Genomic DNA, 24,346 nt, shown 5'->3' on the forward strand with positions numbered 1-24,346 from the left:
TCAACGCCTCGCCAAATCCAGGCCGGCGCATGTCCGGCCTGGATTTGACAAGGCTTCGCGGCTTGACGCCGCGGCGGCCCGCTTGCGCGGTCCGCTTTATTAAGCCGATGGTCGTTCATCTATTTTGATGCCGGCTTAATAGCCCCAGCCGCGCCGGACCGCTACACTGCCCGCGCCCGGCTTCATCGACACCCAGGACCGCCGCACCATGGCCGACGCTTTGCCCTTCGCCGCCGTCATCTACGATTGCGACGGCACGCTGGTCGACAGCGAGTTGCTCAACGCCCGCTGCATGGTGGACATGATCACCGCCGATCACGGCATCCATCTGGACGCGGTCGCGGTGGAAGCCGAGTTTCGCGGCGGCAAGTTCGCCGACATGTGCGACACGCTGTCGGCTCGGCACGGCATCGATCTGGGCGCCGACTTTGCCACCCGCTACCGCGCTCACAGCAGCGCGGTGTTCGAACGCGAACTACAGGTCATTCCCGGCGTGCGCGCCGCGATCGAGGCGATCGGCGAGCCGCGCTGCGTGGCCTCGTCGGGCCCGCCCGGCAAGCTCGCCACCGCCCTGCGCGCCACCGGCCTGGCCGATTATTTCGGCGACTTGGTGTTCTCGGCCTACGATATCGAATCCTGGAAGCCCGAACCCGACCTGTTCCTGCATGCCGCGAAAGCCATGGGCGTCGCCCCGGCACAATGCGCGGTGATCGAAGACAGCGACCCCGGCGTCGAAGCCGCGCGCCGGGCCGGCATGCGCGTTTTCGGCTACGACCGTCGCCGCACGATCGGCGACCATCCGGACGCCGCGCTCGTGCGCTTCACCGACTTCGCCGAACTGCCGCGCCTGCTCGGCCGCGGCTGACGGCCGCCCGGCGGCTCATCAACCCGCGTCGCACTCTTTTATGATGCCGCCCCGGTGAGATGACGCAGCCCCGCAAAGGCCGCCATGCCGAGCCCGGTCATAATAAGGCTGCCGCCGACATGCACGGCGATGCCGCCGAACGCCCAGAGCAGGCGCCCGTCCCGGATTTGCGCGAACATCTCCGCGGAGAATGTCGAGAAGGTGGTCAGCGCGCCGATAAAGCCGGTGGCCATCATCAGCCGCCAGAACGCGGACAGCTCCGGCAGCGTCGAAAAAGTCGCGATCGCGATGCCGATCAGGAACGCGCCCAGCAGATTGGCCGCCAGCGTGCCCGGCGGCAACCTCGGCAGGTAGCTGTTGAGCCCCAGCCCGAGCACCCAGCGCAGATTCGCGCCGACCGCGGCGCCGATGGCAATGGCGGCCATCGAATAGATTACGGGCATGGCCTTGCTCTTGGCATATCAGGCGTTCGGTTTGCGATGGCTCGTCGACAAGCGTTAGCTTGGCCTAATCGATCGCATCTGTCATGCCGCGATGCTTGCTGTGGTCAACGCGCGATCAGCAGCGCCCCGCCCATCGCTAGCGCGCTCAGCCAGATCGCGACCACCGCGCCAAGAAACAAGGGCCGCCAGCCGAGTCTCACGACCGCAATCAAACGGGTCTGTAGCCCCATGGCCACCATCGCGGCCGACAGCAGTGCCGCATCCAGATGCACCAATCCAGTGTGAAACGCCTTGGGCAGATCCACGCACGAGTTGAACGCGACCACCGCCACGAATAGCAGCACGAACATCGGAAACGGTGCGCCGCGCGCGCCCGAGGCGTTGCCGGCGCGTACCCCGGATCGACGGCGCCACCATAGCGCCAGCACCGCACAAACCGGGGCCAGCAGGGCCACGCGCGAGAGCTTGTACAGGCTGGCGTCGACGCCCGCGCGGTCATCGAACGCAAAGCCCGCGGCCACCGCTTGGGCGACTTCGTGGATCGAGCCTCCGGCCCAGGCCGCGTATACCGGCTCGGATAGATCGGCCAGATGGGCGAGGACCGGATAGGCGAACATCGCGATCGTGCCGTAGACCGTGACCATGGCGATCGCACAGGCCACATCCTGTTCGCGGCCACGGATGACGCCGTCCACCGCGACCACCGCCGAGGCCCCGCAGATACCGGTGCCGCAACCGACCAGTGTACTGAGCGTATCCGGCAGGCCGAGCAGCCGGCCGACCCCGATCGACAGCGCAATGGTGGTGGCGACGCCGAGCAACACAAGCGCAAGACCGCCGGCGCCGACCGAGAGCATGTCCTGTGCCACCAGCCGGAATCCCAGCAGGACGATCCCGGTACGCAACAGCCAGTACAGCGTCCAGCGGACCCCCGGCTCGAGCGCGGCGGGCAGTGGGACGCAAAGCCGCACGGCCACGCCGAGCAGGATGCCGACGGTCAGCGCGCTCAGAGGCACGATATTGTTGAGCGCCGGCCAGGCGGCGATCGTGTACGACAAGCCGGCCAGGACGACGCACAACAGCAGCCCGGGCAGAATCCCGCCGCCGCGCTGGATCAGATCGCCGAACCGGCCCGGTGCCGCGCGTTGCCGGGTGAGTGAATCGCCCATGAGGATCTCCCGCTATGCAATGGCATAACGGTAGACCTGGAAGTTCTACGATAATATCGATTAATATCTAACAATATGTTCGTAAAAGCCGAACGAACACATGCACTCGTCACGCTTCACGCTCCGCCAACTCGATATCTTCGCCGCGGTCATGCAGACCGGCCGGGTCCGCGGCGCGGCCGATAGGCTGCATCTCAGCCAGGCTGCGGTTAGCCAAGCCTTGCAGGAACTCGCCGATGGCCTGCAAGTGCGCCTGTTCACCCGACGCGGCCGTGCGCTCGTGCCCACCCCCGATGCCCAGCGGCTGCTGGCCCTGGCCCACGGGCCATGCGCGGAACTCGCCGGCCTGGCCGAACGCCTGCGCGGCGATGAGGCCCGCGAATTGGCCGGGCCGATCCATATCGCGGCCTCCAGCACGATCGCCCGCTATCTGCTGCCGGCCCCGCTGGCGCGGTTAGCCGCCGATCATCCGGCGCTGCGGCCGACGCTGACTTCCGGCAACAGCGCCGCGATCGAACAGCGCATCGCCAAGGGCGATGCGGATCTCGGCTTCATCGAAGGCCCGGCCCGCCGCGACGATATTCAGACCCGGCGCTGGCGTACCGACCGCCTGGAGATCATCGGCCCGCCCGACGCCCCGACCGAGCTTACCTCCGATACCCTCAACGACTGGCGCTGGGTTATGCGTGAAGCCGGTTCGGGCACACAAACCGTATTCGAGCACAGCCTGGCGCTGGCCGGCATCCCGGTGCCGCGGGCCACGCTCACGGTGGATGATAGCGGCGCGCAGGTTCGGGCGGTGGCCGCCGGCGCCGGCCTGGCCTGCGTCAGCCGCGCGGCGGCCGACACCGCGGCCCGCAACGGCGGGGTCCGATTCATGCATCTGGCGGGCCACGTCTTCGCACGGCCGCTGTGGGCGATCCGGCGTGCGGACGATACCGATACCCCGTTGATCGCCCGTGTCCTGGCCGCGCTCAACCCGGTTTAAGAACCCGCTCGGTCAGCCGCGGTTCAACCGGCTGCGCTATGGTGCAGCGCATCAGTCAGTCGTATCTGAATGAGAGAGGGACTTCATGACCATCAAGACCACCGCGATCACCGGTTTGACCGCGATCACCCTGGCCGCCGGCAGCGGCGTGGCCTTCGCGGCCGACAGCGATCAGCCGAGTTCGGCCAGTCAAACCGCCATCAGCCAGGCCCAGGGCATGTACTCCGCCGATCAGCTCCTGGACGCCGATGTGTACGCCGAGGGCAACTCCAAGGATGCGATCGGCGAAGTCGACGATGTGCTGCTTGGCAACGGCATGCAGATTCGCTCTTTCGTGATCGAAACCAACGGCAAGCTGGGCCTCGGCGGCAAAAGCTATGTGGTCTCCCCGAACCGGCTCACCGTTCAGACCCTGCCCACGGACGAAGCGAAAGAGCCGAACTATCGGATCAATCTGGACATGAGCCGCGACGAGCTCGCGGATCAGCCGCTCTACAGCGACTCGTGGTGGACCAATGCCCAGAGTCAGGCCGCCGAGGCCTGGCAGAGCACCAAGCACTCGGCCTCCAGCGCCTGGACCCAAGTCAAGCAGACGACTTCGAACCTGTTCGGCGGCGCTAAGGACACGGCCGGCGATGCCGCCGATACAACCAGCGATGCGGCGCAAAATGCGGGCGACGCGACCTCGGACGCGATCGACAACGCGACCGACAACTGATCATCAAGAGCACGTCACGAACCGGGCGCCGCAACGCCTGTCGTTCGGAAAGGGCCCCGCGGGGCCCTTTTTTCATGCACGCTTTGTAACTGACCACGCAGCGCCGCGCGGGCAAGGGGCTGTTGGCGTTTCATACGGCCCCGCGTTGCGACCCCAAATCGTGTCAGCCAAGGCGCAGAGCGCCGGCCGCAGTCATTCTGCGGTCAAGCTCTGCAACGCCGGATGGCGCGATTTGTGGCCGCAACCCAAAGGGCCGGGGGCCATTTTGACGCAATCCAGCGTTGCAGCGCGCTACGGTAGAATGACTACCGTACGCCCGCTGCGCCTTGTCTTGCACCAAAATGGCCGCCGGCGCGGTGTCGTATGAAACGCCAACAGCCCCTAGAATAGCCGCCGATCCGGTTTCCCAGTCGAAGGAGCGGCGGATGAGTCCGCAGAACAACAAAAGCCAGAGTAGCCTGTTCGGCGCTCTGTTTTTCCCGGTGCTGGTCATCGGCGCACTGATCGTGATCGCGATTCTAGTCATGAGCTTTACCGGCAACAAGCGCACCGCGCCCTCGCCCGGCGACAACATTCGCCAGCTCAGCGCCGACACCATGGCCACGCTACGCAACCAATACGACCAGCTCGGCGAAGCCATCGGCGACCCGGACGCGCCGGTCACGGTCCGCGAGTTCGGCGATTACCAGTGCCCGGCCTGCGGCAATTTCGAGCCTACGGCCGAACGCATCCGCAACGAATACGTGGATTCGGGCAAGGTCCGCTTCATCTTCTTCGATTTCCCGCTATCGATGCATCCGAACGCCCAGACCGCGGCGATCGCCGCTCGCTGCGCGGGCCGCCAGGATAAATTCTGGCCCTATCACAGCCGGCTGTATCAGACGCAGTCGAAATGGGCCGAAAAATCCGATCCGAGTTCGGCGTTTCTCGATCTCGGCCTGGAGGCCGGGCTGAATACCGGCAAGCTCAAGGCCTGCATGAAGAACAAGACACCGCTGGCGACCATCAACAAGGAGCGCGGCGCCGGTGAGGCAATCCGGCTGCGCGCCACGCCCACGGTGCTGGTCGGCAACACGGAGTTCGTCGGCGGGCCCAGCTACGCAAAGCTCAAAAAAGCGATCGACGACGCGCTGTCCGCCGCCGGCGCGGGCGGGCAATCATCGGGCGGTGACGGCGGCTAGGGGCTGGCGGCCTCGGGGACCGACTAGGCGCCGCCGCTGCCGTAGCGGCGGTGGCCGATGTTATTCTCGACGTCATGTCGACGCTTACCGACACACGCAACCGGCCGCTGCGCGATCTGCGCATTTCGCTCACCGATCGCTGCAACTTCCGCTGCACCTACTGCATGCCGCGAGAGCTGTTCGGCGCCGAGCATCTGTTCCTGCCGAAACGCGAACTGCTCGATTTCGACGAGATCGAACGCATCGCGCGCATCGCAGCACGGCTCGGCGTCACCAAGCTGCGCCTGACCGGCGGCGAACCGTTGCTGCGCCGCGATCTCGACGTGCTCGTCGCGCGCCTGGCCGCGATCGACGACATCCATGATATCTGCCTGACGACCAACGGCTCGCTGCTGACGGCCAAGCGGGCGCTGCAACTCAAAACCGCCGGCGTGAACCGCGTCACGCTGAGTTTGGACGCGCTCGACGACGAGCGCTTCAAGGCGATCAACGATGTCGGCTTTTCGGCGTCGAAAGTGCGCGAGGCCGTCGACAACGCCGTGGCCGCCGGCCTCGCGCCGGTCAAGATCAACTGCGTGATCCAGCGCGGCGTGAACGCCGACCAGATCCTGCCGATGGCCGCGGCCTTCCGTCATACCGGTGTGGTGCTGCGCTTCATCGAATACATGGATGTCGGCGCTTCCAACGGCTGGCGCATGGACGATGTGGTCACCGCCCGCGAGATCGTCGACACCCTGCGCACGCGCTACGCCATCACCCGCGCCCCGGCCGCCCAGCCGGGCGAAACGGCGAACCGCTGGCACTACGACGACGGCGCGGGCGAAATCGGCATCATCGCCTCGGTATCGCAGCCGTTCTGCGGCGGCTGCACGCGTGCGCGCCTGTCGGCGATCGGCGAGTTGTATACCTGTCTGTTCGGCGTGCACGGCCGCGATCTGCGCGGGCCGATGCGCTCGGGCGCGAACGACGCCGAAATCGCCGCGTTGCTTGCCGGCATATGGCGTGCCCGCGAAGACCGCTATTCCGAGCAGCGCGGGGAACAAACCGCCGGGCGCCGCGACGGCGATGGCGACGGCCGCGTCGAGATGTCTTATATCGGCGGCTGATCGCCTGCCGCGCGCGAGTGGATCGAGAGCACCCGCACGATCGTCGTCGCGCCCGTTTCGTCGACCACAAACCGTACATCCACGTCGCGCAACGCCATCCCATAGCGCCGGTCGGCATCGTCCTTGCGGTATGCGGGGCGCGGGTCCTGTGCCAGGACCTCGCCGATCAATGTTTTCAAGGCCGCGCCGCCCGGCCGGCCATCCAGAACTCGTGACGCCGCGTCGGTGAAATACACGTCGAGCGTCGGCGGCGCGCCCGGCGCAAGATCGGCACGCGTTTCGTCCGGCGCTTCCGCCCACGGCAGATACGGCTTGATATCCACAACCGGCGTGCCGTCAACGAGATCGTGGCCGCCGATCAACAGATGCGCCCGGGCGGCCCGGGCGGCGGCCGCCCCCGGCACGGTCCACGGTGCGCAGGCCGGCCGGGAAAACGTGGCCACATCCAGCAGCCGTACCAGTGACAGCCCCAGGCGATTCGGCCGATGCGTGCTGCGCGTGGCGAACACGCCGATCCGGGTATTGCCGCCCAACCGCGGCGGACGTACGCGGGCGTGCCAGGTCTCGGGGCTACGATCGAACACGAAGCACAGCCAGAGATGGCTGTAGGCCGCGATGCCCTCGACGGCCAGCGGATCGTCGTACGGTGCGATCAGGCTGAGCACGCCGCGCGCGGCCGTCACCAGGCCCGGCTGGCGCGGCACGCCGAATTTATCGGGGTAATCGCTGGCAACCATGCCGATCGGCGTCAACGATAAGGGCGTGGGCTCATCCATCCGGGCGGCCTATCGGTTGAGGCAGGCACGGATAAAGTCTAGACCGGCACCCTCGCGCTCGCGAGTGCCGGACGACGGCGCTACCATCGCGAGCCGTGCTATCGACACAAAACGCACCGCCATGACACCCGCCGTCAAAACCCTGCAAGCCGCCGGCATCGCTCACGAGATCCGGCACTATGAGGCCGGCGAAGCCACGGGCGATTACGGCATCGACGCCGCGAAACGGCTCGGCCTGTCGCCTGATGAAGTCTTCAAGACGCTGGTCGCCGAAACCGATGCGCACGCTTTGGTCGTCGCGCTCGTACCCGTCTCCGGCCGGCTGAACCTGAAAAAGCTCGCCGCCACAATCAAAAGCAAAAAAGCCGTTATGGCCAATCCCGACAGAGTCGAAAAAACGACCGGCTACGTCATCGGCGGCGTCAGCCCGCTCGGCCAGAAAAAACGGCTCGAGACCATTATCGACAACTCGGCCAAGCGTTTGTTGCAAATGCATGTCAGCGGCGGCCGGCGAGGTTTGGAACTCAGCCTAGAACCGTTCAGTCTGGCCGAACTCACAGGCGCCCGGTTCGCCGATATCGCCGACGCGAATTGAAGCTGATTGGAGCCTCAAAGCCCTCGAAAAGGACCAGACACAATTTGTCCGCTAGAACGCAAAAAACCGGCTTCCACAACTGCGAGTGGAAGCCGGATTCTCGAAAAGCCGGCTTGGCCGGCGGTGCTTAGTCGTAAAATATTTTCAGCCGATTAGCCGTTGCCCGACGAGGACGTATCACCGGTCGGCTGGCTCTGGCCTACTTGCTGTACGGCCGACTCCCATTCCGATTGCGATACAACGTTGTCGCCGTTGGTGTCCATCGACTTGATCATATTATTGAAAACTTTCGCCCTATAGGCCGAGCGGGTCAGGAGTTGATTGCCATTGTCCGCCTGGCCTGCGATTGGTTTTTGCAGTTCCTTAAAGCTCACCGAGCCGTTGCCGTCGGTGTCGAGCAGGCCGAACAGGGCGATCGCGCGGATTTTCGCTTCGGCCGCATACTCGAGTTGGCTGATCTTGCCGTTGCCGTCGATGTCGTCGATATTGAAGGTCTGGATGGCTATGAGGTCGGTCGTCTTTTTGAGCTCTTTCTGGCTCAGCTTGCCGTCGTTGTCCTTATCCAACAGTTGAAACAGCGCGGCGTTCTGTTGCGTTCCCTGATTGATCGAGTTCTGCGAAGCGCTGTCCTGACTGTTAGAAGCCGCTTGTGCGCCGGTGGCGATGGCGAGGCCTGCGAAAGCGCACGCCCATATAAGATGTTTCTTCATGAGTAACCTCCTCGAACGGGTTAAAGGTATGTCGGTACGAAAGGCAACCCTGGAAGCTTATTCTTAATCGAATCTTAGCCATCGGGGCAGCAGAGCCCGGCTGAACACTGGCCGCGTTATCGCAGCCGCGCCAGCGCGCGCACGACATGGACGCGGTGAGATCAACGGCTTTCAGCGCACCGCGCGGGCAACGGCGATCACGTTCGTTTCAGTACAAGAGGCTGATCTCGACGTAACCCATGGGGATGAACGTGTCGTCGGTGTGCTCGCCGGAGCGGTGGCGCAGATCATCATCACGCGCCGTGACATTCGCGCCGGCGTGGAGTTTCCAGCTACCGTAGTCGCTCGGGATGAATTTCATGGGCATGGTGGCCGCAACACCGCCGTTGGCGAACCCGGCTTGATTGATGTGGTCGCTATCGGTGCTGTAGAAGTCGTTGAAACCGCCCCCGACCGACAACGGCAACGACAGCTTGACCGGGTAGTTGGTGTTTTTGAATACCTTGATGTTGGGTTCGATGCCGACTTGGGCATAAACGCCATCGTTCCGGGTGCTGTCGATGGCGGTCGCGAATTTTATCGACGGGTGCAGCCAGTTTTTATAGGCCGAGGCCACCGTGATCTGTTGCGAGGTCGCGAACAGGCCGCTGGGCGAGGTATAGGCGGTGTAGGTGATGCCGGCGGTCCATTTTTTGGTGAACCGCGCGGACAAGCCCACGTAGTTGTTGGACTTGTACCAGGGCGACAGCTGGTCGTTGGTGTTCCCGTGACCGTTCGTCGTCACCCGGTCGAGCGTACCGATACTTAGCGCCAGGCCTTCGAACGTGCCGCCGCTTGGCAGCTCGATGGTGGTGGATATCATCGGCGCGATCGCGGCCGTATCCAGGTCTTTTTCCACACCATTGTAGGTACCGCGGAAATAATCGGCCGACATCGCCTTCAATCGAACCCGAACATGAATCTTGCCGGAGTTCGTCGTCTTGCTCTGTGTTACGTCGCCGACGTAATTCACGTAGCTGATCGTGTGCTTTTTGCCGGACGCTGCCATGGCCGGCGTCATATATGCCGTGCCGGAGCAGATTAGGGCGGCATAGGCAATTGCCGTCGTTTTAACGCTCGAAGTATTCACGTCCTTTTCTCCCAATGTCGGCTAAAATTATGAAATAAGTAGCTTGACGCCGGATAACCGCCAGCGCGATAGCTGTATTGGCCACTCGCGTCTCTAGCTCGACATTAGCGCAAGTGCTGCCGGTGGTGCAGGTTGGTGCCCGCCGGTCGCCTGCAAGCGCCTCGCACCCAGAAAATAAACATAAATTACTAATTTTATTTGTTAAATTTTATTATAGAGGTGTCATGGAAACGCCAAGATTGCGCGTCTGACATAGGTCGTTGTTCTTAATCGGCATAGGGTTCGGCCCGGGTTTTACGCACACACAATAAAAACGCGCCCGCACTGAACGCGCCCGCGGCGGCGCTGCAATTTTCTTATATGGATCAGACCGTCTGCGGAAAGAAACGATATGAACGCAGCCGGAAAATCCGCTGCCGTTACCCACGTTGAAACGGCTATTTATGGCTTTCCCAGTTCATCCGAGGGTCTACCCTTACAACGGCGTCGAGAGGCCGGCCAAAAATTCAATTATTTTAAAAAATAAGTATTTAATTAATTTTGTTTCTAAGAAGGGTCTGCATCACATCTTATTTTTAGGTCCCGACTACATTCCACCACGCCCGAAGCGCCTATCGAATTCAGCCGCCGTGCCGTCGTCGCGCAATCTTTTCCAAATACCGCTTGCTCTCATCAATAGGCATTCGCTCTGGCTAATCCACCCCTCGATGAAAGCGATATTCTTGTTCACACGCATCGGCGTAGCGCGGGCTTCGATCGGTTCGCCGATGTGGCCGGTGGCAAGAAAATGGGTATCGAGTTGAATCGTGGCGACGGGCTGGCCGCCGAGATGAACGCGCAGCGCATGGCCCATGACGCGGTCGGCAAGAGTCATGAGCATGCCGCCCTGAACAGCGCCGCGTTGATTGGCGTGTTTTTCTTCCGGCGTGAAGGCGAGGACGAGATCGTCGCCTTCCCAGTGTTCCCAGACCGGCCCGACGAGCCCAATGAAGCCTTCGGCGTCATGCAGCCGCCAGCCGGGTGGTGGTGATGGTGTGGCGGGCCTGCTCATTGTCCCGGGTCGCGTTGATCGCGCGGCTAGCCGTTGTTCTTCAATCGCGCCAGCGCCCGCTCCGCGTTCTGCCCGTGGCCGGCGATATCGGACCAGGGACAGTCGCGCTGTGACAGGCGGCGAAAGATGTTGCCGATGTGGAAACGCCGTGGACCGATATGGCGGTCGGTCAGTTCGTCCCATTCCAGCGGCGTGGCGATCGGCGCGCCGGGCTTGGGCCGGACCGAGTACGGCGCGATCGCGGTCTGGTTGACGGCGTTGCGGCGCGTGTCGAGATACAGCCGCCCTTTTCTTTTTTTCTTGGCATGGGCGGTGGTGAATTCGTCCGGATGGGCGTCGGCCACGCGCTCGGCGATAGCCCGGGCGAATTCACGCACGGTGTCGAAATCGGCGCTGCGATCGAGCGGGACGGTCACGTGTAGGCCGGAGGAGCCCGTGGTCATCACGAAACAGGTGAGGTCCACGGCCTCCAGCGCGTCGCGCACCGCGTAGGCGGCGGCGATCACGGGTGAAAAGTCGTCGGCGCCGTCCGGCGGATCGAGGTCGAAAATGAGCCGGTCGGGATGCTCGGGCGCATCAAAGCGTGTGGGCGTGACGTGAAACGCGATCGCGCCCTGGCCGACCAGGTAGACCAGGGCATCGGCCGAATTGATCAGCGGCTGGACCATCTCGCCGTCTTCCTTGGCGACGGTGACGCGTTCCAACCAGTCGGGATAATGATCCTCCACCGATTTCTGGATGAAATTGATGCCGTCGATACCATCGGGAAAACGGTTGAGCGTCACCGGCCGGTCCTTGGCGTGCGGCAGCATTTCCGGCGCGATCCGGCGATAATATTCGGCCAGATCGCCTTTGCTCAATTCGGCGTCGGGGAAAAAGATTTTGTCTTTATTGTCGAGTTCCACGGTCACGCGCTTCTGACTTCCCGGACCACGTCTTGCGGATCCTTGTCGTCACGCTCGCCGAGATAGGCGGGGTGGCGCAGTTTGCCGTCGGTGGTCCACTCGGTGAATTCGATTTCGGCCACGTGCTCGGGCATGACCCAGTGCAGGCCGGGCTCGTTCGGCGGATCGACGAAGGCCGGCTGCCTGCGTTCGATCTTCGAGAGTTCGCGATGCAGACGGCGCAGTTCGGCGTCGCTGAAACCGGTGCCGACCCGGCCGGCGTAACGCAGCGCGTCGCCCTCATAGTAGCCCATCAGCAGCGCGCCCAAGCCGATGCGTTCGCCCCTGGGTTCGGTGAAACCGCCGATCACCAGCTCCTGTCCGGCCTGGCATTTGAGCTTGAGCCAGCGTCTGGAACGGCTGCCGCGATAGCAACTGTCGGCCTGCTTGGCGATGATGCCTTCCCAGCCCTTGCGGCAGGCTTCGGCGAGCATCGTCTCGCCGTCGCCGTTGCGGTGGGCGGTGAAACGCAGCCGGCCCGTGTAGTCGAGCACGCCGCGCAGGATCGCCTTGCGCTGGCGCAGCGGCACGCGGCGGATGTCGTAGCCCTCGATCCAGGGCGAGTCGAACACATAGAAATAGATCGCGATGCCCGAGGCGCGCGCTTGATCCGGATCGGCGATACCGGAGCGCTGCTGCAGCCGCGCGAAGCTGGTTACGTCGCCGTCGAAAGCCACCACCTCGCCGTCGAGCACGAAGCGCTGGCACGGCTGGGCCGCGAACAGATCGAGCAGTTCGGGGAAATGATCGTTTCGGAGCTTGCCGTTACGGGTATAAAGCTCGACGTGCTCGCCGTCGCGAAAGACCAGCAGCCGAATACCGTCGAGCTTGCGCTCGTAGATCCAGCGCTCGTCCGAGAACGGCGTGTCGTGCAGCGTGGCCAGCATCGGCTCGAAGGTCCGCGGCATGGCGGCCTTCTTGGCCTTGGCCCAGTCGTCGCCGTCGATCCGGCCTTCGATGCGCACCTTGCTCATGACGACGTATCCGCTTCGCTCGCGATCTCGTCGGTCGTGCGATCGCTGAGCACCGAACTGTCCTCGCTCGAGACCGGATTACGGCGCGCATCCGCCGCCTCGTCGTCGATCTTCACCAGCAGCCACTGGCGCTTGTTGCCCTCGGTACGGAAATGCGTGAGCGCATAGCCGCCGGAGAGCTTCTTGCCGTGCAGGTTGACCGTGAGATGACCGTCGGCCCAGCACTCGGCCAACGACTTTTCGATCTCGCCATCGTCATCGAGCTTGGCGTTGTCGTAGGGGCCGATATCCCAGACCATCACTGTCCCGCCGCCGTATTCGCCTTGCGGAATCACGCCCTCGAAATCGGCATAGTCCAGCGGATGATCCTCGGTTTCGACCGCCAAACGCTTGTCGCGCGGATCGGTCGAGGGGCCCTTGGGCACCGCCCAGGATTTCAGCACACCGTCGATCTCGAGGCGGAAGTCGTAATGCAGCGTCGAGGCATCGTGTTTCTGGACAACGAACACGGGCGGCTGGTCGTCGGCCCGGGGGCTATGCTTACCGGACGGCTCGGGGGTGACATCGGCACGCCGTTTGTCGCGATAGGCCTTGAGCGGATCTTGGGCCACGGCCGTCTCCGCGCGAATGATGGCGGAGTTATAGCCGATCGGTTCGCGCCGCGTCATCCGCACTAATCCCTAATCGGCCCCGTGACCCGCTCGAACCCTTACACTGGCCGGTATATTCCGCGATCGGCGTGTTTTCGATGACCCATGAAACCTACATGCAGGCCGCTCTGGCCGAGGCCAGACGCGGGCGCGACGAAGGCGGCGTCCCCATCGGTTGCGTGCTGGTCAAGAACGGCGAGATCGTGGGCGCCGGGCACAATCGCCGGGTGCAGAAATCCAGCGCCATTTTGCACGGCGAAATGGACGCGCTGGAAGCCACCGGCCGCAGGCCCGGCGCCTGGTATAAAGACATCACCCTCTACACCACGCTCTCGCCCTGCCCGATGTGCACCGGCGCGATTCTGCTCTACGGCATACCGCGCGTGGTGATCGGCGAGAACGTATCGTTCATGGGCGACGAAGCCCATCTCGCCGAACGCGGCGTCGAACTCACCGTGCTCGACGATGCCGACTGCCGCCAACTCATGACCGATTTCATGCGCGAGACGCCGGAGCTTTGGAATGAGGATATTGGCGAATAGCAGCGCCTGAAACACCAGTTGCGCTCAGGTATCGGTCTGATGGCTGTTATCGACCCGAAGCGGGCCTTTACTTGAGGACTCCGCCATGCGGTTGCCCGCGTCATTCGCTGCTGCTCAAAAAGATTATGAACAAGCTCTGAGCTGGTTCAGGTTGGGGGATATAACCAGACTCCAACCGTGTGTTTACCTGCGACTTCGGTTCTATTTCGTCGCGAAATTGTATCGGATAGTATTCATATCCGCGTCTTCGGCGAGAGCGAGGCCCAGCAAGATGCGCGCCTTTTGCGGATTGTAAAAACCGCTGCCGATACCTGCTTTTTTGTGATTGGTGAAACCGGAGCCGGTGCGTGTCGATAAAACCACTGGAATTCCGTTTTCCATCATTTTTTCGACTGTTGCGTTGAGTTCAGTAGGAATGTAGCCGTCACCGACACCCGCAATTACGATGCCTTTCGCACCATTGCGGACCGCATACTCAATAAGTGCACTATCCTGATCCTGGTGGCCGTACAGGATATCTATTCGAGGCAGATGGTTGATCCTCGAAAGATCGAAGTGCGGCGCGTCGCTCGGACGTGCAGCACTGTAATAGAACCTCGGTTTGCCGTCTATTAATACGCCTAAATAGCCAGCATCTGGAGCACTGAATGCATCAAGAGTGGTTGTATTGGTTTTACTCGTATAAAACGCGGAGCCAATGCGATCGCCCATAACTATGAGCGTACCTCGGTTACGTGCGGTATCGCTTGCTGCGACTGACACAGCACCCAACAAGCTCATTGGGCCGTCGGCGCTGATCGCGGTCGACGGCCGCATCGAGCCAGTTACAATTATTGGTTTGGGACTATTGATCGTCAGGTCCAGGAACAGCGCGGTTGACTCCAGCGTATCCGTGCCGTGGGTAACTACTACCCCGTGGATATCAGATTTGGCAAGTTCCCGGTTAACCGCCCGGGCAAGCTCGATTAGGATAGCGCCGGTCATGTTCTGACTGCCCACGTTGGCAATCTGCTGGCTCCTAATATCGGCGACACTCCTAAGCGCGGGAACGGCGTCGAGCAGTTCGGCAATCTCCACCACACCTGATTCATAATGTGTCGTATCGATAGCTGACGAGGCGCGTCCGGCGATAGTCCCGCCAGTCGCAAATATAGTAACCTTCCGATTGTCTACGGTTAATGTGCGTGGCAAACCATCAGTTGACGAACTCATGTTGGGGCATTCGCCATGGCTCGCGAGTCATCGGAATCTATATTTTTATTTCTGGTTTCCGGCGCCCATATGTGGCACACCACACCGCCGATCAACGCCACTACCAAGCATGCGCCGAGTGCGGCGTGAACACCGAATCGACTTACTACGATTGGCAGCAAAAAGGTACTGCCAGCCGAGCCTAGCCTGCTCGCTGCAACGGCCGCTGCTACGCCGGTCGCGCGCAGCCGAGTCGGAAATAGCTCGGGCGGATAAACGTAGTCAAAATTGACCGCGGCAGCTAGAATTAGTGCGAATACGCCAAAAACTATAACTGCTGCGGTGGGCGGCATCGACGTCCAGAATGTCATAATTGCAAGCGGAACCGAGAACAGATAGAAGGTTCCGATCAGGAAGACACGCCGCGCCAGACGATCGACAATCAGCAAGCCGATAATTGCCCCCGAAAGCAGGAATAGATTATAAACGGTACTCCCGAGATAGTTGTCTTGAACATGCAGTGCCTGAAGTATTTGTGGTAGAAAAGTGCCCAAGGCAAAAAATGGAATCACTTGGCATGTATAGAAAACCATCCCGACCATCGTGTTACGCCAATAACCTCGGTTAAAAAGCTCTCGATACTTAACGTGCGGACTCTCCAATGAATCGGTCGGCTCCGGGGCGCGAATATCTCGACCCAGCTTACGATCAATAGCGTCTTGTGCTTCTCCATGTCGGCCGTGGTTGACTAGCCAGCGCGGTGATTCTGGGATTCCTTGGCGTAGTACAAGAACCAACGCCGATATCACTGCGCCGCTCAGCAGAATCCAGCGCCATGAGTCCGGCCCGATAGCATGCAGCCAGTAGCCCACGAGGTAGGAAGCGACATAACCGGTAGCCCACGCGACGGCCAATACACTCAATAGTCGGCCCCGAATTCGGCGCGGTATATATTCGGTGATCAGCGTTTTGCCAACTACGTAATCAGCGCCTAAAATCAGTCCAAGCAATAATCTCAGAATCAGCAGTTGCCACGCACTGGTTACGAAAAACTGGAGCACCGAAAGTATTGTAAAAGCCAGCATGTTCCAGGCGAAAATATGTCGCCGTCCTATTCGATCGGCGATCGGCCCGGTAATGAGAGCTCCTACAAACAAGCCAGCGAGCGACGCCGCGCCAAGCAGACCAAGCCAGAGGCTAGTCAAATGAAGCGGACCTTTAGCTAGGCTCGCGGCAATACCGATAATACCCAGTATAAAACCGTCGTTGATCTGTCCTCCGGTTCCGGCGATCGTTAAGCGCAGATGAAAAAAACGCAGCGGCGCATCATCAAGTGAGATACGCTGTAGTGGCGATTTGTGAGTATCTATCATTGTATAACTCTGGTTGGCGATTGACAGCCGCCTCCGAGTGCTGGGGCTGACCGCGCGTAGCCTGGACTCATGCCATGGATGTCATGTGCTCCGGCGAGAGTGCCGCTTCCCGTAGTGCTTGCGTTATCTGTGCTTCGTCGAGATAGCCGCTTGCGATAATAAGATCTACAAAACGACGATTTTTTTGGTCGGCTTCTTTAACCAGTTCAGTAACGCGGCCATAGCCCAGCATTGGTATCAAGACGGTCGCCAAGGCACCCGAGTTCATTAAATTCGCAAGACTCCGCTCCTCATTCGCGCGCAGATCGACAATGCAGTTTTCGGTCAGCGTCGCGACGGCACCATCGAGCATCGATACACTATCTAGCAGGCGATCGACGATGACTATTTCGTAATGGTTCAAGTCAAGCAGGCCTTGCTGCGCAGCCAGGCTCACCGCAGCATCGTTACCGTGGACCGCTAATGAGACCTGGCATGCCGTCATTGGAATCACAGGATTGATCTTGCCGGGCATGATCGACGAGCCGGCCTGCACCGCCGGTAGAATAAGTTCTCCAAGCCCACCCGCTGGGCCAGACGACAAAATGATCAGATCGTTGCCCAGCTTCCACAGCGAGTTGCCCGTATTCCGTAGTTCGGCCGACAAACGAGCACAGGAATCCATGTTCTGCATGCCATCGAACGTGTTTGCTTCGGATGTGACGTCTTGTCCAACCAGTTCGGCCAGATACCGGCATACCACGTCGCGATAACCTCGTCGGGCACCGAGCCCGGTACCAATGGCCGTGCCGCCTAACGGCACGCTAAGTAGGTCTCGACACCGATGCTGCAACTGTTCGCGATGCCGGCGTACAACCGATTCGTAGCCGCCGAAGGCCTGTCCAAGCGTCATCGGCTGGGCATCCTGCAGGCAAGTCCGCCCTAAGCGCAGCACATCGGCGAATTCGTTTCGCTTGGCCGATAATGCGTCTGCCAGCCAAGACAGCTGATTAATCAAAGACTCGGTGACTTCGAACACCGCCAGTTTGATGGCGGTCGACACGACGTCGTTTGTCGATTGACTGAGGTTGAGATGATCGTTGGGATGAAGACACGTATAGTCGCCGGACTGACAGCCCAGCAATCCTAGGGCGGCGTTCGTGAGCACTTCGTTGGCATTCATGTTTAACGACGTGCCGCCGCTTCCCTCGAGTAGGTCGCAGCGTAGATCGGCATTGTAATGCCCCGCGATCATGCGTTGGCAGGCTTGTATGATCGCGTCGGCGCGCTCTTCGTCCAGAGCACCGATATCTCGATTAGCAAGTGCCGCAGCCTGCTTCACCTGCGCAAGACTCTTAACGAGTGGCGTACATTCGCCTAGGGTACGGCCGGCGATGGGAAAATTCTGAACGCCCCGGAACGTGTTGATCCCGTAGAGCGCATCGCCGGGTAGGGCATGCTCGCCGAGACTGTCTTTCTCAATGCGGTTTGCAGATGTCATGGATAAGCCGTTTGCGCTGGTTGAAACCCGATTCATTGAGTCTTAACCGCGTTATCACCGGATTCCAAGCAGTATCAGCAATTCTTTTGTTTACAATTATTGACCACTATTAACTTATTAAACTTAAGTCGTAAGATGCGGTGTACGCCTTGATTTTTATGTTTGCCAATGATGTGAAATTTTATTAGGAGCGGGCAGTGAGTTCCAAGCTTAATCAGTTACATTTCAAAGATTTGCAGATCTTTGAAATTCTGGCCGAAACTCGTAGTACAACAGAGGCTGCCGATCGCCTCGCGCTGACGCAATCCGCCGTTTCTCAAGCGCTCCAGCGACTCGAAAAAGTATTCGATACGCTCCTGATGGATCGCACGACGCGGCCCATCTCGATGACCCAGGCCGGCAGTATGCTCAAGGAGGGTACGAGTGATCTGCTGGCAACCGCCCAGCGGTTGGAAAGCTCAATTCAAGAGAGTTTGACCATCAATGCGCCGTTGATTCGAATGGCGCTGGTGGATTCGTTCACCACGACCGTGGGCCCGAATATCGTCAAGGCCTTTAAAACCCAAGCCGAGTATCTTCTGATCCTGTCGGGCATCGCGCCACGGGTGAACGACGAACTGATGCAACGGCAGGTCGATTTTGTGGTGACCTGCGATTCCTTGCTGGAACATCGGGAGCTCGAACAACGTCGGTTGCTACGCGAGCCGTTGATAGCGGTGATCCCCAAGGGCATAAGCAAACGATTTCGCTCGTTATCACTTCAACAGATGTGTGATACGTTGCCATTGATCCGATACAGCATTCGGTCGTCGATGGGGCGTCACGTCGATCAACTGCTGCGCCGGCGCCAGATCGTGAGTGCCTCGCAGCTCGAGTTTGACGTCAGCGAGTCTGTGCTGAGCATGGTGGCATCAGGTATTGGATGGGCCATAACGACGCCGCTTTGCTATCTCCAGGCACGACCTGAAACGCTCGGCGTTGAAGTTCTCGTACTGCCTGATGTCGCATACGATCGCGAACTGTATTTAGCCTACAGAAAAGGCATGCCCGATATGGCCCAGCGCATGTATCACCTCTGTGAAGAGCATACTCGGCGTTTCATGGAGCGCTCTCTACGAACATCGATGCCATCGATATTTTCGCAATTGAGCTTTGGAATCGACGGGCAGTGATTCCAAAAGAATAGATCCAGAGCGGTCATTGAAAACTCGTGTCCGCAGGTTTTACGCAAGACTTGGGTCGACAAGCACAAGCATTGATAATTTTGACAAAATTTGTCATGGTGCTCGTCGGAGGTAACCGTTATGACCACGATGAATGTGTCGCTGCCACAACCAATGAAGCATTGGGTCGAAGAGCAAGCTCAATCCGGTCGCTACAGCAATGCGAGTGACTATGTTCGGGATCTCATCCGGCGGGATCAGGATAGACAGGCGAAGATTGCCCATATGCAGAGCCTCGTCACCGAAGGCCTCAACAGCGGCCCTGACACCCGGACCATGGATGAACTCCGCGAGGAGGCTAGCAAGCTTCAGCCGACTGAAGCGTATGAGCTATAGCCTCAGCATCAGGGCCGAAGAGGATATTTGAGCCAGTAGTGCGATTCGTCGAACAGATAAGGACTTTCTGCGGATAAGTGCCTGGCTCGCGACTCCGGCAAGACTAGGTGTTCGGTTCCGCTCTTGGCCGACAGCAGACTTAGCGACCAATCTTCCAAGATTGGGAAGCTTGCGCAATTTCGGCCAGTAGTTTTTCAAGCGCGCCGGAGCCCGGCCCGTCGAGGTAATGATCGGCCGCGGCGCGTACGCGTTGGCTGGCCGCGCCCATCGCGTAGCCGAAGCCCGCATTCCGTAGCATCGTGATATCGGAATCGGCGTCGCCGAACGCGGCTACCCGCGCCGGCTCGATATTCAGATGCGCGCACAGCACGTGCAGGGCGTGGCCCTTGGTGGCGGTGGCCAAGTGAATGTCGTGACATTCGGTGCCGCTCCACGAGATGACCAACTCCGGCTGGGCCGCAACCGCGGCCTGCACGCCGGCCAACGTATCGTGCAGGCCGTCGCACATTACCTTGAGCACCGGCGCCGGCAGCGAGGCGGCGTCGAAGCGGTCCGCGCGCAGATCGGGGGTGACGTCGGGGCCGGCGGCCTCACGGCCGATCAAGTGCTCGTCGCCGTAGGCATGCCAGCGATCCTCGGCATAGACATGAATACAGCCGCCGGCGTCCACGAACTCGGCCAACGCCGCCGTGAGCGCGTCACCCGGGGTGAAGGTTTCGGCGGCGACCGTCGCGCCGTCGGCCGCGCTAACCAGCGTGCCGTTGAACGAGATCAGCGGCATGCGCAGACCGATGGTTTCTGCGATCTCGACCAGCGAGGAGCGCTGGCGCGAGCTGGCCAGCGCGACGGCTATCCCGGCGTCGCTCAGCGAGCGCAGCGCGGCGATGGTGTGCCCGGCCAGCGGATGCCGGGAGTCCACCAGCGTGCCGTCGATATCAAAAACGGCCAGATCGATGGCGGGCGCGCTCGCGGTGTCGGTCATGGCAAAGCCTTCGTAAAAATTACGGAGAATCAAATGTCTTTCGACCACGCGGCATGAAGCCGCGGGGTAAGGCCGAATCAACGCGCAATGTAGCGCGTCGTGGCCACCATCGCCGAATCACGGATGACGTGCGCCCGGCATATCGTATATCCGTATGAACCACGTCTCGGCAGGGCGGCGACGAGCGGTTAGACTACAGTCCGCCGTTTCACCCCGCCGAGGCGGCCCCGATGCCAAGCAAAGGATAAGCCATGTTCGAATCGATTGAGCGCGTACCCGGCGACGCCATTCTCGGTCTGATCCAGCAGTTCAAGGACGACCCCAACCCCAACAAAGTCGATCTGGGCGTGGGCGTCTATCGCGACGAACACGGCAACACGCCGATCCTGCGCGCGGTTAAAGAAGCCGAGAAACAGCTCATCGACACCGAACAAACCAAGGCTTACATCGGTTCGCACGGCGATCCGCAATACGGCAGCTATATTCTGCAAACGGTGCTGGGCGCCGACAGCAAGGTGCTGGCCGCGAACCGCGCCAGCGCGACACAGTCGCCGGGCGGCACTGGCGCCCTGCGTCTGGCCGCGGATTTTCTCGTATCCGAACTGCCCGGCAAATCGATCTGGCTGCCGACCCCCACCTGGCCGAACCATCTGGGCGTGTTCGAGGCCGCGCGGCTCGATATCCAGCGTTATCCCTACGTCGACGACGACGACCGGTTCGACTTCGACGCCATGCTCAAGAAGCTGAAATCGGCGCCCAAGGGCGATATCGTGCTATTGCATGCCTGCTGCCATAACCCGACCGGTTTCGACCCGAGCCAGGATCAGTGGCGCAAAATTCTGGAAGTGGTGCAGGACCGCGAGCTGTTGCCGTTGGTCGATTTCGCCTATCAGGGCTTCGGCGACGGCCTGGACGAAGACGCCTTCGGGGTGCGCCTGCTGGCCGAAAATCTCGACGAGATGATCATCACCCAGTCCTGCTCAAAGAACTTCGGCATCTATCGCGAGCGCACCGGCTGCTTCATTGCCATCGCGAAAGACGCCGAAAACATGGAAGACGTGCGCTCGCAGCTCGCCAGCGTGGCGCGCGAGAACTACTCCAATCCGCCGGCCCACGGCAGCGCGATCGTGGCCACGGTCATGGGCTCGGCCGCGCTGTCCGCGACCTGGCACGAAGAACTCGGCGAGATGCGCGGTCGCATCCACGCGGTGCGCCAAAAGCTGGTCGAGGGCTTGAAACCACACGGGCTGGCCGATCGGTTCGCCTTCATCACCGATCAGCGTGGCATGTTCTCTTATACCGGCCTGAATGAAGAACAGGTCAACAAGCTGCGCGACGATTACAGTATCTACATGGTCGCCTCCGGCCGCGCCAACGTGGCGGGGCTGAACGACGACAACATCGAGTACGTCTGCAAGGCGTTCGCCGACGTCGTCGGCAAGTAGGCAGCACGCCTGTCCGTAATGATGCGGCCGCCGACGTTTGCATCGGCGGCTTTTTGTTACGCGGAAGAAGACTGTCCGCAGATGGACGCAGATAAACGCAGATGTGGGTTTGCGGGTGCGCTGTATGGGCAACCAGAGCATCTGCCGGGTGAACGCGACCGCTTTTGGCGTCTCGAAGTCAAAGCAGCCACATTTCCAATCCGCCATCTGCGTCTGTCCGCGTCCATCTGCGGATAAAATATCTTTCGGCGGGACGTGGGATCGAGCCCGGTAATCAGCGGCCTGCGTCTTGGCACCCCTCGCTGTTGTGACGCGGGAGCGCCTACTTGGTGCCGTACATACGGTCGCCGGCGTCGCCCAAGCCCGGCCGGATATAGCCGTGTTCGTCCAGGCGCTCGTCGATCGCGGCGGTATAGATCGGCACGTCCGAATGCGCGCGGCGCAGCGCTTCGACTCCCTCGGGCGCGGCCAGCAGACATAGGAACTTGATGTTCGTCGCCCCCAGCTTCTTCAACTGGCCGATGGCGGCGATGGCCGAATTGCCGGTGGCCAGCATCGGGTCGACCACGATCACGCGGCGGCCGGCTATATCGTCGGGCATCTTGCAGTAATACTCGACCGCCTCGAGCGTTTCCGGATCGCGGTACATGCCGATATGCCCGACGCGGGCGGAGGGCAACAGCGCCACCATCCCCTCGAGCAGCCCGTTCCCGGCCCGTAGGATGGAGACGAAACATAGCTTCTTGCCGGCCAGCACCGGCGCGTCCATCGCCTCGAGCGGGGTTTCGATGCGTTCGGTGGTCAACTCTAGATCGCGGGTGATCTCGTAGGTCAAAAGATGCGCGACCTCGCGCAGCAGCGCCCGAAATTTTTGGGTCGACGCGGTGGCGCGCCGCATCAGCGTAAGCTTGTGCTTGATCAGCGGATGATCGACGACGGTGACGTGCGCATCCATGGCGCTCCCCAAAGGCCGGTTGGATAGTAAGCCGGCGGCCGCGTGGCGCTGGCGCGGATATGCTACTACGGGCGGCAAGCGCGTCACACACGGATTGCGCCCGGAATACAACGCGCACCGCTGCATTGGGGTGCACCCGCCGCCGATGCGCGATCGGGGTGCAACCTTTTCTGCCGTGTTCGCCGCGCAGTGCATACGGGACGGGCCTTCGTACTTTTGGCACGAAGCCTGCTTATAGCCTTTGCATGACAAGCGAAAACCCAACCCAGGCGAGCCCGCTCGAACTGGTTGTGATCGGCAACGGCATGGCCGGCATGCGCGCGGTCGAGGAGCTGCTCGCGCTGGCGCCGGCGCGCTACCGCATCACCGTGTTCGGCGCCGAGCCCTACGGTAATTACAATCGCATCATGCTCTCCCCGGTGCTCGCCGGGGAAAAGACCGTCGACGACATCGTGACCCACGACCGCGGCTGGTACGCCGAGCGCGGCATCACGCTGCACGCCGGCGATCCGGTCACCGCCATCGACCGTCGCCGGCGCATGGTCTATTCGGCGTCCGGCCGGGTGGCGCCCTATGATCGGCTGCTGCTCGCCACCGGCGCCACGCCGGTTATCATCCCCGTGCCCGGGCACACCCTCGACGGGGTCATCACCTTCCGCGATATCGGCGACGTGCAGGCGATGCTCGAAGCCGCGGCCGGCGGCGGCCGGGCAGTGGTGATCGGCGGCGGGCTGCTGGGCCTGGAGGCGGCCTACGGGCTGCATCGACAGGGTATGGACGTCACCGTGGTACACCTGCCGGACCGGCTGATGGAGCGCCAGCTCGACCCGGTCGCAGCTGAGCTGCTGCGGCATTCGCTGGCCCAGCGCGGGCTCAAGTTCCGCATGGGCAGCGAAACCGCCGCCATCCTCGGCGAGAATCGCGTCACCGGCGTCCGCTTTGCCAATGCCGACGCTTCCACCATCAACGCCGACCTGGTGGTGATGGCCGTGGGCATCCGCCCCCACGTGCAATTGGCGAAGGACGCCGGCCTGCATTGCGGCCGGGGCGTGACTGTCGACGACACCCTGCAGACGTTCGATCCGCGTATCTACGCGGTGGGGGAATGCGTGGAACACCGCCGGGCTACCTACGGCCTGGTGGCGCCGCTGTGGGACCAGGCCCGGGTGTGCGCCAACCACCTGGCCGAGCGCGGCCACCACCGCTACGCCGGCTCGGTGACGGCGACACGGTTGAAGGTGGCTGGCGTGGATGTCTGGTCGGCTGGGGATTTCGTGGGTGACGACGGCAGCCAGGCGCTCGTGTTCAGCGACTTCCGCCGCGGCGTCTACAAGCGCATCGTGCTCGAGGACAACCGCGTGACCGGCGCCGTGCTCTATGGCGACGTCGCCGACGGCGGCTGGTATTTCGAGCTCATGCAGGACGCCACCGACGTCGGCGCGCTGCGCGACACGCTGCTGTTCGGCCGTGCCTGCCGGGACGCGGCGACGGCCGGCGAGGCCGCCTGAGATGGCGGCGGC

25 protein-coding genes are annotated in these 24,346 nt (G+C 61.6%); 11 read left to right on the forward strand and 14 right to left on the reverse strand.

What is annotated here, in order from left to right; genetic code table 11:
- Positions 1-208: 208 nt before the first annotated feature.
- Positions 209-865 carry an HAD-IA family hydrolase gene (locus tag VFJ08_RS03615; protein WP_324995260.1) on the forward strand — a complete coding sequence of 219 codons (657 nt, stop codon included), beginning with the start codon at positions 209-211 and terminating at the stop codon, positions 863-865.
- 38 nt (positions 866-903) lie between these two features.
- Here the strand turns inward: VFJ08_RS03615 and crcB are convergent, their stop codons facing one another.
- Both crcB and VFJ08_RS03625 read right to left on the reverse strand, forming a co-directional pair.
- Positions 904-1,308, reverse strand: a complete 405-nt coding sequence (crcB, locus tag VFJ08_RS03620) for a fluoride efflux transporter CrcB (protein WP_324995262.1) — start codon at positions 1,306-1,308, stop codon at positions 904-906.
- 104 nt (positions 1,309-1,412) lie between these two features.
- On the reverse strand, positions 1,413-2,477 hold the full coding sequence (locus VFJ08_RS03625; protein ID WP_324995265.1) for a YeiH family protein: 1,065 nt from the start codon (positions 2,475-2,477) through the stop codon (positions 1,413-1,415).
- Between the two features lie 100 nt (positions 2,478-2,577).
- Here VFJ08_RS03625 and VFJ08_RS03630 point away from each other — a divergent pair, with 100 nt between their 5' ends.
- From VFJ08_RS03630 to moaA, 4 genes are all read left to right on the forward strand, one after another.
- Positions 2,578-3,465 carry a LysR substrate-binding domain-containing protein gene (locus tag VFJ08_RS03630; RefSeq protein WP_324995267.1) on the forward strand — a complete coding sequence of 296 codons (888 nt, stop codon included), beginning with the start codon at positions 2,578-2,580 and terminating at the stop codon, positions 3,463-3,465.
- Positions 3,466-3,550: 85 nt separating this feature from the next.
- Positions 3,551-4,183 carry a hypothetical protein gene (locus VFJ08_RS03635; RefSeq protein ID WP_324995269.1) on the forward strand — a complete coding sequence of 211 codons (633 nt, stop codon included), beginning with the start codon at positions 3,551-3,553 and terminating at the stop codon, positions 4,181-4,183.
- Positions 4,184-4,608: 425 nt separating this feature from the next.
- Positions 4,609-5,364: a DsbA family protein gene (locus VFJ08_RS03640; RefSeq protein ID WP_324995271.1), complete on the forward strand. Its 756-nt coding sequence runs from the start codon at positions 4,609-4,611 to the stop codon at positions 5,362-5,364.
- A 74-nt stretch (positions 5,365-5,438) separates the two neighbouring features.
- Positions 5,439-6,470 (forward strand): GTP 3',8-cyclase MoaA, encoded by a 1,032-nt coding sequence (moaA, locus tag VFJ08_RS03645; RefSeq protein WP_414707037.1) that lies wholly within the window; start codon positions 5,439-5,441, stop codon positions 6,468-6,470.
- On the opposite strand, the gene tsaA is transcribed toward moaA, so the two are convergent.
- Positions 6,455-7,207: a tRNA (N6-threonylcarbamoyladenosine(37)-N6)-methyltransferase TrmO gene (gene tsaA, locus VFJ08_RS03650; RefSeq protein WP_324995275.1), complete on the reverse strand. Its 753-nt coding sequence runs from the start codon at positions 7,205-7,207 to the stop codon at positions 6,455-6,457. The genes moaA and tsaA overlap by 16 nt on opposite strands.
- On the opposite strand from tsaA, the gene ybaK reads away from it, so the two are divergent.
- Entirely contained in the window at positions 7,206-7,841 is a 636-nt protein-coding gene (gene ybaK / locus VFJ08_RS03655; protein ID WP_324995276.1) for a Cys-tRNA(Pro) deacylase, read from the forward strand. The two genes, tsaA and ybaK, sit on opposite strands and share 2 nt — an antisense overlap.
- Before the next feature lie 152 nt (positions 7,842-7,993).
- Here ybaK and VFJ08_RS03660 read toward each other — a convergent pair whose 3' ends face one another.
- The 6 genes from VFJ08_RS03660 to VFJ08_RS03685 form a co-directional block, all read right to left on the reverse strand.
- Positions 7,994-8,551 (reverse strand): EF-hand domain-containing protein, encoded by a 558-nt coding sequence (locus VFJ08_RS03660; RefSeq protein ID WP_324995277.1) that lies wholly within the window; start codon positions 8,549-8,551, stop codon positions 7,994-7,996.
- 208 nt (positions 8,552-8,759) lie between these two features.
- On the reverse strand, positions 8,760-9,599 hold the full coding sequence (locus tag VFJ08_RS03665) for a hypothetical protein (RefSeq protein ID WP_324995279.1): 840 nt from the start codon (positions 9,597-9,599) through the stop codon (positions 8,760-8,762).
- A gap of 667 nt (positions 9,600-10,266) precedes the next feature.
- Positions 10,267-10,731, reverse strand: coding sequence for a PaaI family thioesterase (locus tag VFJ08_RS03670; protein ID WP_324995281.1), 465 nt, complete (start codon positions 10,729-10,731; stop codon positions 10,267-10,269).
- Positions 10,732-10,757: 26 nt separating this feature from the next.
- Entirely contained in the window at positions 10,758-11,636 is an 879-nt protein-coding gene (gene ligD, locus VFJ08_RS03675; protein ID WP_324995284.1) for a non-homologous end-joining DNA ligase, read from the reverse strand.
- A gap of 2 nt (positions 11,637-11,638) precedes the next feature.
- Complete coding sequence (gene ligD / locus VFJ08_RS03680) at positions 11,639-12,583, reverse strand: non-homologous end-joining DNA ligase (protein WP_414707038.1); 945 nt, start codon at positions 12,581-12,583, stop codon at positions 11,639-11,641.
- Between the two features lie 62 nt (positions 12,584-12,645).
- Positions 12,646-13,317 carry a DNA polymerase ligase N-terminal domain-containing protein gene (locus VFJ08_RS03685; protein ID WP_324995288.1) on the reverse strand — a complete coding sequence of 224 codons (672 nt, stop codon included), beginning with the start codon at positions 13,315-13,317 and terminating at the stop codon, positions 12,646-12,648.
- An 80-nt stretch (positions 13,318-13,397) separates the two neighbouring features.
- Here VFJ08_RS03685 and VFJ08_RS03690 point away from each other — a divergent pair, with 80 nt between their 5' ends.
- Positions 13,398-13,841: a nucleoside deaminase gene (locus tag VFJ08_RS03690; RefSeq protein WP_324995289.1), complete on the forward strand. Its 444-nt coding sequence runs from the start codon at positions 13,398-13,400 to the stop codon at positions 13,839-13,841.
- Between the two features lie 201 nt (positions 13,842-14,042).
- Here the strand turns inward: VFJ08_RS03690 and VFJ08_RS03695 are convergent, their stop codons facing one another.
- From VFJ08_RS03695 to VFJ08_RS03705, 3 genes are all read right to left on the reverse strand, one after another.
- Positions 14,043-15,053 (reverse strand): asparaginase, encoded by a 1,011-nt coding sequence (locus VFJ08_RS03695; RefSeq protein ID WP_324995291.1) that lies wholly within the window; start codon positions 15,051-15,053, stop codon positions 14,043-14,045.
- Entirely contained in the window at positions 15,050-16,405 is a 1,356-nt protein-coding gene (locus VFJ08_RS03700; RefSeq protein WP_324995293.1) for an MFS transporter, read from the reverse strand. Before VFJ08_RS03700 ends, VFJ08_RS03695 begins: the two co-directional genes overlap by 4 nt.
- Before the next feature lie 67 nt (positions 16,406-16,472).
- The gene (locus VFJ08_RS03705; RefSeq protein WP_324995295.1) at positions 16,473-17,885 is read right to left on the reverse strand and encodes an aspartate ammonia-lyase; all 1,413 of its coding nucleotides are present in this window, start codon (positions 17,883-17,885) and stop codon (positions 16,473-16,475) included.
- 197 nt (positions 17,886-18,082) lie between these two features.
- Here VFJ08_RS03705 and VFJ08_RS03710 point away from each other — a divergent pair, with 197 nt between their 5' ends.
- Positions 18,083-19,057, forward strand: a complete 975-nt coding sequence (locus VFJ08_RS03710) for a LysR family transcriptional regulator (RefSeq protein WP_324995297.1) — start codon at positions 18,083-18,085, stop codon at positions 19,055-19,057.
- A gap of 132 nt (positions 19,058-19,189) precedes the next feature.
- Entirely contained in the window at positions 19,190-19,444 is a 255-nt protein-coding gene (locus tag VFJ08_RS03715) for a type II toxin-antitoxin system ParD family antitoxin (protein ID WP_324995299.1), read from the forward strand.
- Positions 19,445-19,583: 139 nt separating this feature from the next.
- Here the strand turns inward: VFJ08_RS03715 and VFJ08_RS03720 are convergent, their stop codons facing one another.
- On the reverse strand, positions 19,584-20,426 hold the full coding sequence (locus VFJ08_RS03720) for an HAD-IIB family hydrolase (protein WP_324995301.1): 843 nt from the start codon (positions 20,424-20,426) through the stop codon (positions 19,584-19,586).
- Between the two features lie 251 nt (positions 20,427-20,677).
- Between VFJ08_RS03720 and VFJ08_RS03725 the strand changes: the two genes are divergently transcribed.
- Complete coding sequence (locus VFJ08_RS03725) at positions 20,678-21,871, forward strand: amino acid aminotransferase (RefSeq protein ID WP_324995303.1); 1,194 nt, start codon at positions 20,678-20,680, stop codon at positions 21,869-21,871.
- A 322-nt stretch (positions 21,872-22,193) separates the two neighbouring features.
- Here VFJ08_RS03725 and upp read toward each other — a convergent pair whose 3' ends face one another.
- Positions 22,194-22,826: a uracil phosphoribosyltransferase gene (gene upp, locus VFJ08_RS03730; protein WP_324995305.1), complete on the reverse strand. Its 633-nt coding sequence runs from the start codon at positions 22,824-22,826 to the stop codon at positions 22,194-22,196.
- Positions 22,827-23,071: 245 nt separating this feature from the next.
- Between upp and VFJ08_RS03735 the strand changes: the two genes are divergently transcribed.
- Complete coding sequence (locus VFJ08_RS03735) at positions 23,072-24,334, forward strand: NAD(P)/FAD-dependent oxidoreductase (RefSeq protein WP_324995307.1); 1,263 nt, start codon at positions 23,072-23,074, stop codon at positions 24,332-24,334.
- Positions 24,335-24,346 lie beyond the last annotated feature (12 nt).

Origin of the sequence: Salinisphaera sp. (genome assembly GCF_035690525.1) — a bacterium.
Classification (GTDB): domain Bacteria; phylum Pseudomonadota; class Gammaproteobacteria; order Nevskiales; family Salinisphaeraceae; genus Salinisphaera.